Annotated in this window: 13 protein-coding genes; 6 read left to right on the forward strand and 7 right to left on the reverse strand. The window is 58.1% G+C overall.

Annotation, left to right across the window (positions count from 1 at the left end):
- Positions 1-219 precede the first annotated feature (219 nt).
- On the forward strand, positions 220-1,542 hold the full coding sequence (locus XH90_RS36890) for an MFS transporter (protein ID WP_164934143.1): 1,323 nt from the start codon (positions 220-222) through the stop codon (positions 1,540-1,542).
- Positions 1,543-1,770: 228 nt separating this feature from the next.
- Here the strand turns inward: XH90_RS36890 and XH90_RS36895 are convergent, their stop codons facing one another.
- From XH90_RS36895 to XH90_RS36925, 7 genes are all read right to left on the reverse strand, one after another.
- Complete coding sequence (locus XH90_RS36895) at positions 1,771-2,922, reverse strand: glycoside hydrolase family 88 protein (RefSeq protein ID WP_128929754.1); 1,152 nt, start codon at positions 2,920-2,922, stop codon at positions 1,771-1,773.
- A 454-nt stretch (positions 2,923-3,376) separates the two neighbouring features.
- Positions 3,377-4,609 (reverse strand): NAD(P)/FAD-dependent oxidoreductase, encoded by a 1,233-nt coding sequence (locus XH90_RS36900; RefSeq protein WP_128929753.1) that lies wholly within the window; start codon positions 4,607-4,609, stop codon positions 3,377-3,379.
- Positions 4,606-5,481 carry a sugar phosphate isomerase/epimerase gene (locus tag XH90_RS36905; RefSeq protein ID WP_128955097.1) on the reverse strand — a complete coding sequence of 292 codons (876 nt, stop codon included), beginning with the start codon at positions 5,479-5,481 and terminating at the stop codon, positions 4,606-4,608. Before XH90_RS36905 ends, XH90_RS36900 begins: the two co-directional genes overlap by 4 nt.
- A gap of 17 nt (positions 5,482-5,498) precedes the next feature.
- Positions 5,499-5,819 (reverse strand): Rieske 2Fe-2S domain-containing protein, encoded by a 321-nt coding sequence (locus tag XH90_RS36910; RefSeq protein WP_128929751.1) that lies wholly within the window; start codon positions 5,817-5,819, stop codon positions 5,499-5,501.
- Between the two features lie 129 nt (positions 5,820-5,948).
- Complete coding sequence (locus XH90_RS36915; protein WP_128929750.1) at positions 5,949-6,944, reverse strand: sterol desaturase family protein; 996 nt, start codon at positions 6,942-6,944, stop codon at positions 5,949-5,951.
- Positions 6,945-7,042: 98 nt separating this feature from the next.
- Entirely contained in the window at positions 7,043-7,909 is an 867-nt protein-coding gene (locus XH90_RS36920) for a 3-methyl-2-oxobutanoate hydroxymethyltransferase (RefSeq protein WP_232995600.1), read from the reverse strand.
- A 25-nt stretch (positions 7,910-7,934) separates the two neighbouring features.
- Positions 7,935-8,876, reverse strand: a complete 942-nt coding sequence (locus tag XH90_RS36925; protein WP_128929749.1) for a ribokinase — start codon at positions 8,874-8,876, stop codon at positions 7,935-7,937.
- A 215-nt stretch (positions 8,877-9,091) separates the two neighbouring features.
- On the opposite strand from XH90_RS36925, the gene XH90_RS36930 reads away from it, so the two are divergent.
- From XH90_RS36930 to XH90_RS36950, 5 genes are all read left to right on the forward strand, one after another.
- Positions 9,092-10,000, forward strand: coding sequence for an AraC family transcriptional regulator (locus XH90_RS36930; protein WP_232995599.1), 909 nt, complete (start codon positions 9,092-9,094; stop codon positions 9,998-10,000).
- Positions 10,001-10,428: 428 nt separating this feature from the next.
- Positions 10,429-10,806, forward strand: coding sequence for a nuclear transport factor 2 family protein (locus XH90_RS36935; protein ID WP_128929748.1), 378 nt, complete (start codon positions 10,429-10,431; stop codon positions 10,804-10,806).
- A gap of 442 nt (positions 10,807-11,248) precedes the next feature.
- Positions 11,249-12,763, forward strand: coding sequence for an amidase (locus XH90_RS36940; RefSeq protein ID WP_128929747.1), 1,515 nt, complete (start codon positions 11,249-11,251; stop codon positions 12,761-12,763).
- A 33-nt stretch (positions 12,764-12,796) separates the two neighbouring features.
- Complete coding sequence (locus XH90_RS36945; protein ID WP_128929746.1) at positions 12,797-13,654, forward strand: branched-chain amino acid ABC transporter permease; 858 nt, start codon at positions 12,797-12,799, stop codon at positions 13,652-13,654.
- A 4-nt stretch (positions 13,655-13,658) separates the two neighbouring features.
- Complete coding sequence (locus XH90_RS36950; RefSeq protein ID WP_128929745.1) at positions 13,659-14,879, forward strand: substrate-binding protein; 1,221 nt, start codon at positions 13,659-13,661, stop codon at positions 14,877-14,879.
- Positions 14,880-14,923: the final 44 nt, after the last annotated feature.

The raw sequence follows: 14,923 nt of genomic DNA on the forward strand, positions 1-14,923 counted from the left end.
ACCATGGAGTTGGGACATAAGCCCGCCCGCGGGCTGTTACACAGACGATTGGAATGAAGGAAGCCCGATCAGCTGCCTTCGATCGCGCCAGCGTCCATTTACGGGCGTGCCGCCAGAAATCTCAGCGCCTTGAGCAGGCCAACAAGCGACAGGCCGGCGCGCATTCGCGCTTGCCGCGCAAGGCTTAAGCAGTCTTACCCAATGAGCGGAAGCAGACCCATGCAAACAATGGCCCAACCTTCTATCGATTTCATTCAGCCCGAGAAGCAAGTTGCAACGAGATCAATGACTATTGGTCTGGGCGGAGGCGTCGCGCTGGAGTGGTATGACTGGCAAGTCTACGGCTTCATGGCGGCTTTTCTATCTCCCCACTTCTTCCCTTCAAATGACCCGGTCGTTTCGCTGCTGGGAGCATTTGCCGTATTTGGAGCCGGATTCATTGCGCGGCCTCTGGGAGCGGCTTTGCTTGGTCCTATCGCAGATCGCATCAGCCATAAACGCGTCATGATGATCGCTGTTACGGTCATGGCGCTATCTTCGTTCCTGATTGCGATCTTGCCGGCTCATAAGGACATCGGGACCCTTGCCACTGCAGCGCTGGTCATTCTTCGACTGATGCAAGGGCTTGCCACTGGCGCAGAGGCGGGCGTCGCCAATGCAATCGCCATCGAGTTGGCACCACCAGGTGAGGAGGGGCGGTATCTCGGCTTGATCAACGGTACATTCATCATGTTGGGTTCGATCGGAGCAAGCCTCGTCGCTTTTCTGGTGAGCGCGGCCGTCGCCCCCGAGGTCATGCGCGAGTGGGCTTGGCGAGTGCCGTTTGCGGTCGGAGGCCTGCTTGGCGTCCTCATCTTCTTCCTGCGCCAAGCAATCCCGGAAACATTGATCGCCCGCGCTATGCATCATGACGAGATGTCGCGCGTTCAGAAAACCACCGGCGGCGTTTGGAAGGCGCTCTGGAATGTGCGACTGTCGCTTCTGGCCGTGATTTTGGTGATCGGCTCGGTGCAGCTCGCCAACTACACGTACAACGTGGGCCTGCCCAACATCGCCAATGGTGTTTTCAAGGAAAACAGCACGTGGGTGTACGGCATCCTGACCCTCATGGGATTTTGCTGGATGGTCTTTTCACCTGCCATCGGTGCGTTTGCAGACAAGATAAAGCCCTCGCGCGCGTTCATCTTGATGCGCCTTCTGCTCATCCCAGCATTCTTCCTGACGCTGCTCTATTCACACCAAAGCCTTCTGACCTACGCCATGGTGATGCTGGTTGGCGGGGCCATGGTGGGCTGCAATATGGCTCTCTACAACTTCATAGCCACAACCTTGATGCCGCGCACAGTGAGAACGACAGGCGTCGCCCTTGGTTACGCAATCGGTGTGACAATTTTCGGCGGTACCACGCCCTACCTGCTGGTATGGTTGCAACGCGAGGACATGGCATGGATGTTCCCAATCTACGGGTCGCTCGTCGCTTTGCTCAGCGTGGTCGTATATCAGATCGCTAAAAAGCGCGGCTGCATCTATGTAGGCGAGTGATAACAGTCTTGTTAGGGCACTCCAGAGAGGTCCGGCCGATCGGCGGCTCCCCTCTGGAAAGGCAATGGTCTCAGTGGAACAGCGGCTGAACAAGAAACCCTTGATCTCTCCAGCCGTCAAATGCGCCCCTAGGTCCGTTCCAAGCCGCTTTAAGGATTTCGGCCGGGGTAACGCGAGAGTGACACAGAGAGCGCTCGCCGCTGGCCTTCGCCAGCAGCGAGTGCCATTTTAGATTTCTTCAGGCCGCAACCTGCCGGTTAGCAAATGAAGCGCCTCGAACAAGTAGTAGCTACCAAAGATCAATTCGGCATTACTGACGTAGTCCTCGGCTCTCGAATCCCCGCGCTTGTTGAAGCATCCTTCCACCAGCATGCCGGCTGGACGGCTATCGTTCTTATGAACCGGAGTGAGATATCGTTCGACCAGCGCCAAAGCGGTGCGTTCTCCGGCGCTACGGTATTGCCGCCGCTTACTGTCAGTCGGCGCAATCGAGCTCAATTTTAGAAGAGCCGATGCCATAAAAGCGGTCGCCGCAGTGTCCCGCTCGACGTTGGGCGCTTTAGGAGCGTCAAAATCCCAGTACGACACGCAATCATCTGGCACATGGGCGAGCCACCAGTCGGCCCCGTTCATGGCGGCTTGACGCCATCGCTCCTCTCCGCCGCCGGAAAAGTAGCTGATCGTCGAGCACACCACGCCCCACGCCTGTGCTCTTGCCCAAACGCTGTTCTCGCTGAAGCCCTTGTGTGTGTAGCGTCGGAGAACCTTGCCGGTCTCGGGATCGAGGGAGGAGGACTGGATGAAGGATCCGTCCTCACGCTGATGGACGGTCAGAACTTTATCCGTATGATTGGCAGCCACTTCGCGCATCGCGCGGTCGTCTAGAGTTCGAGCGGCCCAAAACAGCAGCAATGAGACGACCAAACTGTCGACGCTGCTTGCAGTGGCTCCCACGTCAGCGCCCTCCTCGGCATTCGCGCCAAGGGGCACAAGACCAAGGTGATGGTTGTAGCGTTGCTTCAGATCTCGTGCCGCCGCAAGGCCGAGCGTCCGCGCGCGGTGACTTCCGGTGAGCAGCGAACCCAGTCCGGCCCCGTAATAGAAGGTCGCAGCCTTGAACGCGGTATCGGCCGAGACGCGCGGTTCAAGACGCTCGCAACCTCGTTCTGCAAGATCTCTGAAGCGCTCGCCGCCGTTACTCCGCGAGGCAAGCCAAAGCATCCCCAGCCAATAGCCGCCGGTCCAGTCTCCGTTTGAAGTTGTCGTCCAGGTGCCGCTCTCCGGATCTGCCCAATGTGGATAGGCGTCGCCAACTTGTTGAGCTGTATTCTCGATCCGCCGCATCATACGTGCGATCGCTTCTTCCCAGTCTATGCTCATCAAAGCTCCTCGTGAAAATGCAGGATGGTTCCACCTGAAAGCGGGTTCTCACCATTGCTTCACTTGAGAGCTTCTCATGATTATTGCATTATATCAATCTGAAATTGGGATAGTGTATTTGCTCAACGAGGTAGGTCTTGCTACATTCAATCGGGCTCCCAGCGTGATGCCGCCAGGTCCCGAAAAGCAGCGCATGATGTTCAGCGCGGTATCAAAGTAGTCTGCGTTTGCTTGCAGGGATATTGGCGCACAGTGGAGCGCTGGCGCGCCGGCCCGAAGTTGATCTATCGATCGAGCCTTCTCAACGGTCGTCCTGGCTCGACAAACGCCGCATCCAGCCTCTGACGAGGGATTGCCGCTACGCCCAATGGGCGAGCATTCGGTAGCCCGCGTGGCGCATGTCCTTTTGCCAGGTGACTTGCTTGCCGGGTGACCTGCGCCGCGGCAGTAGTCACTAAAGAAGCTGCTTCAAGTTCAGCGCCGGATTAGCGAGCGCCTCTGCCTCGACCTTCAGTTCCCGCCTAATGATCGTCTCTGCAACTCGGATTTCCTTCGCAACGGCGCCGAGGCTTCCAAACCCACAAGCAGCCACGAGGCGCCCGCCGTCGACAAGGGAGAATAGAAGTTGGCCCCTCGGGCCTAGGCTTCTGACGACCGGGATTTCTCCGCCGCAGCAGAGGCCGACCATTTGCAAAGTCTCATCGTATTGGTCCGACCAGAACCAGGGGAGATCGTCATACGGACGATCCTCGCCCACCATATTCGCCGCCGCAATCACCCCTTGCCGCTGCGCGTTGCGCCAAGCTTCCAGCCTGATCCGCTTTCCGTAAAGGCGATGTGGAAAGGAACAGCAGTCCCCCGCTGCGAATACGCGCGGATCCGATGTGGCCAGCATTTCGTCAAGCGCGATGCCGTTGTCGACAGCGAGCCCCGCCGCTTGCGCCAGTTCGACGTTGGGGGTTGCACCGACCCCCACGATCACGAGATCGGCAAGATGTCTTTGGCCCCCGGCCAGTACCACGCAGGAGCGTCCTTCACAAAGCTCGATACGTTCAACGACTGCCGTTGTCTCGATCCGTACCCCAGAACGCTCGTGCTTGGCCCTGATCAGTTCAGCTATGCCAACTGGCACTGCCCGGGAAAGTATGCGCGATCCTGCTTCGAAGACGATGACCGAAGCGCCTCGCAAGATCGAGCTCGCAGCAACCTCGAGCCCGATAAAGCCGCCGCCGATCACAGCCATCTCGCAGCCTTGGCCGATTAACTCGCGAAGGCGTGTGGCATCCTCATACGACCTAAGCGTTGCGACCCTTGATCCCTCAGCAATTGGCACGTTCAGGTCACGCGGACGAGCGCCAGTGGCCAAGAGGAGGCGATGATAGCCTATCTTGGCCCCATTCGAGAGAATCACCATGCTGGCCGTGCGATCAATCGAGACCACCTCACAGCCGTGGCGATAATCGATCTTCAATTCGGAAAGCCGCTCTGACGTCACAATCGTCTTCGGCCCAGGCCTCGTCTCATCGACCAGAACTGCTTTGGAGAGAGGAGGGCGCTCATACGGGAGACTGCTTTCGTTGCCGATCAACACCACGCTCTCTTCCCAGCCGCGCTCGCGCAGCGCCAGGGCGGCTGCCGTGCCAGCTTCGCCGGCGCCAACAATGGCAATCGTCGAATGAGTACTCAAATGGCCACCCCTCTTGCAGGCAGAGCCTGCTCCTCACTGGCCACGCTATCGAAGAGGTCACGGACTAGGGACCTAAGAAGAAGAGCTTCCTCCCAACGATCCGTCGTGTCCTTGCCTTGCCGATCGGTGATCGCATAGGGCTGCGGGCCAAGTTCGCAGGTAAAACTAAGGCAGGCACCCGTGCCTGCGCGCTTTCGCCAGCTTCGGAACCCGTATTTCCACCACCCCAGGAACAGATCCAGCCATATCCTGTGCTGAGGAAACGTGATCTCAACCTGAATTTGCTCGCGAGATGCAACCCGTCCATGAAACGCCCAAGCGCGATCGAGCACCTGCCGCACCAGCGCTTCATCCTCGTCCGAGATGGGATACCAGAACTCCCGACCCAGCAGGATGTGCGACAAATCGGCAAGGATCCGCATCCCGGGCACCTCGTCCATCAGATCGAGAGTAAAGAGGAGATCCGTGGTCATCCTGTTGCGATGCGTTTCGAAGTAGATCGGCATGCCTGCCTCTTCCGCCACCCTGATCCAGCCATCCAGCAGCGGGATACAATCGCTGACCCTGCGCGGACGGATGTCTGGCTGGACGTTGAGATGCAGAACGTTGATCTGCTTGGCGAGGTCGATGGCAGACTTCAAGTGATCGATCGTCTGCGGGAAGCACATGCCCTCGACTGCAAGCCCGGAACCGTTCAAAGCGCGTGCGATCAGGTTGACGCGTCCTGGATCATTGCAGGACGTAGAGATCCCGTCGAACCCCGCTTGCTGTATCATCGCCAGGTTTTCATCGAGAGAACGTTCGAAACCGTCAGGCTGCCGCCGCTCCATGGCCCAGAGGGACTGCAAGACAAGTAAACGCTGTGAGGTCATCCGCAGCTCTCACCCGCTCAGACCTTGACCATAACAATGCCATTCTCGATTTTTACCTCGTAACTCTGCAAGTCGACGCATGCGGGCAGCGCACGCGACTCGCCCGTTCGATAGTCGAAGGTGCCGAAGTGTTTCGGGCATTCGATAATTCCGCCATCGACAATGCCATCCGCAAGATGGACCTTCTCGTGTGAGCAGTGGCCGTCCATCGCGAAGTAATCGCCCTCGGGCGAGCGAACAATCACAAACGTGCGGCCGCCGTGATCGAGGCGGCGAACCTCTTCAGGCCTCAAAGCGTCCGCAGCGCAGGCCGCCACCCATTCAGCTTGTTTAGTCATATCTAGTCCTCAATCTTCAACTGGCGGCGATCAATCGGCTGTGGCTCAGTCGCGCAGCGTGCGCCAGTACCGTTGCGGCGCAAGGGCTGCCTCAACGTGACAGGCCTTCGGAGCCTCCCCGCTTCGGCGCTAACCGCCGCGCACCCACTTCTTGGCCTTTATGCGCTTATACATTCTCTCGTCGGCCTCTGGAGAGCCGTCGTGAGCCGTGCCGAACCACTCGTCGAGCGGGATGCGGCGTTCACCGTAGTTCACCTCGAAATACTTGTGGTGCAGGTAATGGTAGAAGTTGTCGGTGCTGATCGCCTTCGCATCATCCACGACCACGCGGTCGAAACCGGTATGTGACTTTGCGGGGGACAGTCCCGCGTGCATCAGCTGAAACATTGCGTGCAGCGGATGGGACGGAAGAACGAAATGAATCAATACCCCTGAGAAGTAAGCGATGTGTTCCAGTGTCGACGCCGAGAGGCCGGACCACGGCCCCGGATTGACGTTCTTGTGGTGGACCTTGTGGATGAGATGGTACAGCGGCCCAATATGGATGAGGCGGTGAATGAGGTAAAAGTGCAGTTCGCGCCACGCCGGCATCACCAGCACGAGTGCAGCACAATATAGCGGATGCGCTGCGAAATCGACGTAAGGCAAGCGGTCGTTCGCGTACATCCACCAGGTGAGCGCCTCATATGCACTCCATACAGGCACGGCGCTGCACATGGTCCAGAATATGTTCTCGGCCGTCTGACTTCCGAACATGAAGGTCGGGTTGTGCGCATCCGGCCACTTTGCATTGTATTTAAACGCCGTCTGCTGACGCCGCTCGATATAAAGAATGAAATGGAAGGTGCCGTAGAGGAGGAGAGTCAAAGCGGTGTTACGAAGCAGAATGAGCAGTATCCAGTCGGCGTGGAGTTCTCGCATCGTATCGAGCGATGGAGTGAGATAAGTCCACGATACAAGAGAGATCAGGAAATAGACCGTATTCCAGGGCAGGAGATAGCCCGGTAACCAGCGCAGTATTTTCAGCGGTTGCACCGGCCAGACAAAAATCGGCGCACGTTCGGGCTTCTTCTTTGGTACCCAATTGCCCCGCTTATCGCGCGTGCCGTACAATGCTTCGTCCATATTGCACTCCATTGCCGCTTCAAGGCAGACAGCTCGTGTGTTAGATCCTTCGCCGGCTGATTGAGATCAGCTCTCGTCGCCGTCGCAAGAGCTTTAGATCAATCGCCAAAGCCCGAGTCTTTTAGTCTCGACACGAAGGCCGCATATTCATCGTCGGCGATGTCCGATATTTCCTGCGGGCCTGGAAAGCCATTTGCGGTGACGTCAGCACGGAATGCGCTGAGAGCTTTCACGCGCTCCTGTTTGATGCGCTCCTGCAGGGCCTGAAGATCTCCATAGACCCGAGCGTGCCGGGGCCGCCGGCCTTCGCCACCGCATATGTCCTCGGTGAATAGAAAGATCACGTCAGCATCCGGTCCGGAGCCGAGCGAGACGGTCACCAGTCCGATCCGCCGGCGAATTTCCGACATGACCCGGGCTGGGATGACCTCGCATTCCACCGCAAAAGCGCCGGCTTCTTCTAGACGTCGGAAGCGCTGGAAGAGTGCCAAGGCTTCCTCCGCATATTTGCCGAAGGCGCGAAGCCTTCCGAGCCAGGTCGATTTTCTGGGAACGAGGCCCAAGTGACCGACAACCGGAATATCCTCGGCCGCGAGCATTGAGACGGTCGCCATGCCGCGTGCGGTGATCACCGCATCGGCCCCGTCGCTTAGCGCCTTCAAGGCGGTACGAAGGATGTCGTCCTGTGTTACAGCATCGGCAAAGCCCAACGCGGCGGTGACGAAGAGGTGCTTTGAGCCCCTCCGTACGGCTTCCACGTTGCGGGCGCGGGTCACCAGCATTTCAATGCCGGCCTGCTCCGCGGCCGCTGCCTCCTCGGCGGTCTCGGCAGTGACCTGAGTGTAGCGCTTGCCCGACTTTCGGGAAGCGCGCAGGTCGGCCACCGTCACCGTGCGCTCGGCCTCGCGCGCCGCCCAATCGTAAATCCGCGGCATATCGTTCCAGTTCTCACTGTTCGCGCCCAAGGCGCATTGATTTCTTGTTGCTCTCTCATTCTGCAGCCGAGGCGCGCATTGTGCGATACATCTCGTCTGCTGCGGCGCGCCTCGCCATGCCGGGAATGACCCCTAGCTTTGTGCAGACCAGGGCACCGCAGCACACCCCGAAGCGCGCGGCCTCGATCACATCCCGCCCTTCCGCCAGAGCCACGGCGAAGCCGGAATTGAACGCGTCGCCAGCACCCGTCGTGTCCACTACGTCGACCACTGCAGCCGGAATGGTGGTATCGACCTTGTCGGTGACGATCAGTACACCACGGTCGCCAAGCGTCACGATCACGTTGGCGGCCCCGCGCTTGCGCAACAGATCGACCAGCTCGCGCGAGGGCCGCGGATCATCCGGGCGCAGACCGAGCAGGATGCGAAGTTCGCTTTCATTCGGCGTCAGGAAATCGACCAACGGGAAGATTTCATCCGGCAGCGGTGCGGCCGGCGCCGGATTGAGAATGGTTTTCTTACCGTATTTGCGACCGAGCTCCATCGCCCGCATAGCCACCTCGACCGGCGGCTCCAGGACCGCCATGACGAGGTCGCTCTCGCGAATGCGGCTCTCGGCGCGATCGACAAAAGCCGGATCCATGGCGTTTGTGGCGCCATAATCCATGATAATGAAGTTCTCGCCTCGCTCATTGAGGATGATGAAGCCAACCGCCGTCGGCTTCTCGGTGATCTGCTTGACATGCGCCGTATCGACGCCCTCGGCCTTGTACAGATCAATGCCAATATCTGCGAATTGGTCTTTGCCGATGATCGCAACCAGCGACGAGTCCGCCCCGAGCCGCGCAGTGGCAACAGCCTGATTCGAACCTTTTCCGCCCGGGCCCATATCGAAACTGCTGCCTAACATCGTGACCCCGAAGACCGGGATGTTCGGAGCGCGAATGGTCAGTCCTACGGCGAAGCTGCCGACGACGGTAATTCTCGGTTTACTCATCAATTCCTCCCCTGAAAGTGCCTGAGATCAAGGCGTGGCGTGGAATGCCTCCACCACGTCGCCACAAGGGCCCTGCGCGCGGTGGCGCAGTTTCGTGGGCCGTGAGCATCGGCACCGGTCCTCCCTGAGCTCCCTCAGCGATCTCTATGGATACAAAACGTGCATCCGGGAGCCTGATCACGAGCTCATTTGTTAGTCATTGACATCGAGCCTAGATGCAGAAAGCCCCAGCGGGAATGGACAAAGCACGCTTCAATTTATATAAAACGCGCATGGCCGGCTTGCCGCAGCGCACACTTTTTCCTGAGAGCCATCAGTACGTCCTCCCTGATGCTGCCTGGACCCGATGCGCCTTTACGGTACTTAGGGCGGGCAAGGCCATCACCGCACGTGATCATCACATCGCTCGAGACAATTATCCGGGCCAGGACATTCTATACTGCTCCGCTGGGCGCGGCTTTGTAGTCAGCGAAGGCAGGACATCGACTGTTGAGCGCGGTCAGTTGATCTGGATTGCCAACGAAACGTCGCATGCGCACTGGCCGGATGAAAATGATCCCTGGACTGTTCTGTGGGTGCGGATCGACGGGCCCGACTGTGCGGCCATTCGGCGAAAGGTGTTCGGCACCGGAGCAACGCTAGCAACGATATCAGTGCCGAACGAGATCGAACGGTGGTTCGCAAGACTATTTGATGTCTTGCGCGCCAGGGATGATAACGTCGATTTGGCACTTAACTGCCTCGTGGCGGAACTGCTTCACCTCATCGCAGCACCTTCCTCGAAGCACGGTGAATCCCGTCTCCCGGCCCCATTGCGAGCCATCATTTTAAAGATGCGGCAGTCCCCGGAGCGATCCTGGCACGCCGATGAACTCGCCTCGGTCACTGGCCTCAGCGCCGCACAGACGCGGCGGCTATTTCAAGGGCATCTGCAGATCAGCCCAAGGCGCTTGTTGATTCGAGAGCGGATCATGATGGCGCAAAAGCTGCTCTTGGAAAGTGACGCTGGGCTCGGCGCAATCGCCGAACGCTGCGGTTTTTGTGACGTCTATCACTTCAGCCGTGAATTTAAGCGCAGCACTGGCACCAGTCCCAGCACCTGGCGGCGAGCTGAGGGAAGATAAGCCGGTGTATCAGGGCTGCGTCGTATACGCGGCGATCAAGGGCTCGAAGCAGCGACTTCACGTCGCTGCCCCTGATCCTCTGCGAACACTTCTGAACTCGGTCCGTACTTGTTGAGTTCGCGCCAATTCTTTTGCGGCCCCATCACCAATTTGGTGTGGACCCGGACGGGGTGGCGAAGGTACTGCTGGCTCGCAATGAGAACATAATGACCGACAAGCTGCATAGAGGAGGCGAGCTTGCAAAAAACGTTGCGCTCCGCTGACAAGCAGCGACCTCAACAAGATCGTGGATGAGCGCGCAGTCGGAAGCATGAACGAACGGATCAAAAATGCAGTGCATATGCAAGAGGTTTCCTTATATCAGATGGTAAGGCCAACCCACTCTTATCGCTTCCGGTCGCCATTTCTCCGCTGAAGAGGCGTTCATCGTGAACAACGACAAAGTTGTGCTGGATGTGCGTGCCTTCTTGGAAGCTTGGGCGCGAGCGTTCAACTCTGGCAAGCCGGAGTATCTTGTTGCGTTATACGCAGATGATGCCTTGCTTCACGGTACGTCTAGTTCCACGCTCTACATCGGTGTCGCAGAAATACGCACCTACTTCCATGGCACCGCAAGGGTAAAATTTGACGTATGTCATTGCGTCAGCTTGGCGGCTGACATTGTTATGGCCGTCGGAAATTATGTCTTTTCTGAAACGCGGCATGATCTGCAAGTGGCGACACCCGCCCGATTTACGTTTGTGCTGCGCCGTCATGATGCCTCCTGGAAGATTTTACACCATCATTCATCTACCACCCCCCTTTAGGTGGATTAAGGTGGTGGCGAATGCGCGTACGATCGTGAGCTTGGCGCGCGGCAGTTCGCGCCAGTTAGGGGAAGCGCGTGATCGCCGAAATTGGCTGGTTGTTACTTTGAAATGCTTAGGCCTCTGATGTAATCCGCTGCATTGTCAGATCCGTGCCATATTTCAACTCTAAGGTGACGAGACCGGTTCACTTGTCGCCTTACCAGCCCGTCAAAAAGACCTAAGGGCTCAAAGACAAGCCGGCGAGGCAGGACAGATCGGCGAAACGCCTGCACTGGCAGACGCATTCAGCGTCGTTTTACCCAATATTACCCAACTTGCGTTGCGCACCTTCTGGGGCCGAGCGCCCTGCTGCGCTTTACCTACGGCTAATCTGATAAGCGGCCACGACAGAAGAACGCCGCGTGTCCCAATGACGGGATCAACCTTTCAGGAGAGCCGCGTGTCAGTTTCCCTTCCGACTCCCACCCAGCTTCTCGAAGTTGCCAAGCAGTGTGGTCTTTCGTTGACCGACGAAGATGTCGCCTCGTTCCGCGGTTTGATGCGGGGCTCGCTGGACGCATACAATCTCGTTGCCGCGATGCCCGACGAGTTGCCCGTGGTCAAATATCCGCGGACGCCCGGCTATCGGCCATCGCCAGACGAAAACACTCGCAATGCTTGGTACCGCAAAACCAACATCAAAGGCGCCGGCAGCGGAAAACTGAAAGGCAAGACCGTTGCCTTGAAGGACAACATTATGTTGGCCGGAGTGCCTATGATGAATGGCTCGGCCACCCTCGAAGGCTACGTACCCGATTTTGACGCCACCATCGTTACACGCATGCTTGATGCTGGCGCCGAAATTGTGGGCAAGGTTCACTGCGAAGCCTTCTGTCTCTCTGGCGGCAGCCACACCAACGCGACTGGCCCGGTCCACAATCCACACAAGATGGGCTATTCGGCCGGCGGTTCTTCCTCCGGAAGCGGGGTTGTGGTCGCACTACGCGAGGTCGACATTGCGATCGGCGGCGATCAGGGCGGTTCGATCCGAATGCCATCCTCATTCTGCGGCACGTACGGTATGAAGCCGACTTGGGGTCTCGTTCCCTATACAGGAATAATGCCGATTGAGATCTTTATCGACCACACCGGGCCGATTACGGCAACGGTGGCCGACAACGCCCTGCTACTCGAGGTGATCGCCGGCGACGACGGCTACGATTCGCGCATCAAGGCTCCGAAGGTGGATGAATACACCAAGGCCTTGGGTGCGGGCATCAAAGGGATGAAGATTGGTATCCTCAAGGAGGGCTTCGAGCAGCCGTCCGCAGAAGCTGCCGTGAACGAAAGCGTGCGTGAGGCCGCAAAGCGCTTCAAAGATCTCGGCGCGACCGTAGAGATCGTCTCGATTCCGATGCACCTTCTAGGCGCGGCGATCTGGACCCCCATCGGAACTGAGGGGGCTGTCCAGACCATGATGTTCGGTGACGGCTATGGTCTCAGCCGAGGCGATCTTTATCCAACCTCCCTGATGGATTTCCATCGCGGGTGGCGGCAGAAGGCGGACTCATTGTCCGAGACTAACAAGCTGTTTATGTTGTGGGGGACCTATATCAACAACACCTTCGGGTCCAGGTTTTACGGCAAGGCGCTCAACATCTCCCGCCGCCTCGCTACGGCATATGACAAAGCTCTCGAGAGCTATGATCTCCTCCTCATGCCGACGACGCCGATGAAGGCAACCCCGCTGCCGCCATCCAATGCCAGTCGCGAGGACTACTTCACGCGCGCGATTGAGATGTTCACCAACACCGCGCCATTCGACATTACGCATCATCCAGCTATGTCGCTGCCCTGCGGAATGGTCGACGGCCTGCCAGTGGGCCTAATGCTGGTCGGTCGCCACTTCGAGGAATCCACCATCTACCGCGCCGCCCATGCCTTCGAACAGATAGGCGACTGGAAGAAGATGTGAGGCCGAGACGATAGTGCGACTGGATCGCGGCATATGACTAGTGCATTCATGGCGGCATTCGAGATCCTGAGCTTCGGTGCGATTATCGTGTTGATCGTGCTTGGGCTAGGAATCATCGCGAGCATGATGGGCATCTTCAACTTTGCCCAGGGTGAGTTCGTCCTGCTCGGCGCTTATATTACTTATCTCGCCTATAGTCATGGTCTCCCGGTTTGGCTCGGTATGGCGGCGGCACCGATCTTAGTCGGATTGCTGGGTTTCGTACTCGAAGCGCTCATCATCCGCCGCTTCTATGCCGCACCGATCGTTGCAATGCTCGGCACCTATGCGCTCGGTCTTATCATCCGGGAGTCTGTGCGGGGCCTAATTGGCGGGTTTTATCTGACGGTTCCGGAGCCTATCGGTGGATCCATAGATATCGCCACGATACACATCTCAGCTTGGCGCTTTACGATTCTCGTGATCACGGCTTTGGTGATGGGGGGCTGCTTTCTGCTCCTGTCCCGCACAAGCTTCGGCTTGCGCGTTCGGGCGACCCTGGAAAATCCGGCGCTAGCGCGCGCCTCCGGGGTTTCGACGAATTTCATCTATGGCACCACCTTTGCCTTCGGCGCAGCTTTGGCCGGGCTCGCCGGGGCGCTTATCGTGCCGGTGTTCGATCTGTTTGCAGATCTCGGAATTCGCTTTCTGATCCAGGGATTTGTCGCCGTCATGCTTGGCGGTGTCGGCTCCTTTATGGGCCCAGTGGCAGGAGCCGGTATCATCGGCGCTCTCAGCGCGGCGCTGCCCTGGGTTATCCCTCCGGTCCTCGCCGATGTGCTCGTCTTCTTGCTTGCCATTGTTTTCATCAAGTGTCGGCCGCAAGGCCTCATCGCGCAAGGGGGAGTGTAGTCATATGGCTGTTGATCGACTCAATTTCACACGCCGTCGTTTCCTTTCGAACTTTGCCTTCACGGCCGGTGCAATCGCCACAGGAGCGAGTAGCTGGGTGATCCGTCCCGACTGGGCCAATGCGGCCGAAGGTCCCATCAAGGTCGGCATCGCGATCGATCTGACCGGCCCGATCGGCTTTGCCGGAAAGGCGGATGCCAACGTCGCCAAAATGGTCATCAAGGAGATCAACAATTCAGGTGGTCTTTTGGGCCGGCCGATCGAGCTGTACATCGAAGACACCGCCTCCAATGAATCGGTCGCTGTAGGCAACGTGCGCAAGCTGATCCAGCGGGACAAGGTGGACATGGTCCTAGGCGGCCTCGCGAGCTCAATGCGCAATGCGATCAAGGATGTGATCGTTTCTCGGGGCAAGACGCTCTATATCTATCCGCAATTTTATGAAGGGGGGGAATGCACGCCATACCTGTTCTGCAGCGGCGCCACACCGGCGCAGCAATGCGACACATTTATCCCGTGGCTGATCAAGAACGGCGGCAAGAGATTTGCCCTTCCAGGTTCCAACTACATTTGGCCGCGTAACCTGAATGCATATGCTCGCAAGTTAATCGAAGCCAATGGCGGCGAGGTCGTGTTCGAGGAGTATTATCCTTTAGACCAAGTGGATTTCTCCGCCACTGTCCACGCGATCATGTCCAACAAGGCCGACACCGTCTTTAACACCGTTATTCCACCCGGCGTCGGTCCTTTGTTCAAACAGCTCTATGAAGCGGGCTATCTGAAGAACGGCGGACGGCTTGCTGCCGTCAACGAGGACGAGAATTATCTCAGCCTCCATCCGGTCAATGAGATGGAAGGGCTTGCGAGTTGTCTCGATTATTACAAAGCCGTCGCCAAAGATGACCCGGTCTCCGCCAGAATTCAGGCTGCCTATGATAAGGACTATCCAGGCGATTCTCTATTTGCCGCGAGCAGTGCCGCTCCCAGTACATATCGCGGGCTGAAACTTTGGGAAGCTGCCGTCAAAGAGGCCGGAAAGGTCGATCGCGAGTCGGTTGCTGCGACGCTCGATCACGCAAAGATCGCGGAGGGTCCGGGCGGCCCCGCCGAGATGGTGCCGGGCAAGCGGCACTGTAAGATGAACATGTACACGGCCGTGTGCAAGAGCGGGGTTTTTCAAGTCGTGCAACGCAGCAATGGGCTTGTCGATCCCGGGCAATGTTGACGAATCACTGTGAAAGCGACAAGCGCGGTAGAGAGGCCATCGGT

Source organism: Bradyrhizobium sp. CCBAU 53338, assembly GCF_015291665.1.
Taxonomy (GTDB): Bacteria; Pseudomonadota; Alphaproteobacteria; order Rhizobiales; family Xanthobacteraceae; genus Bradyrhizobium.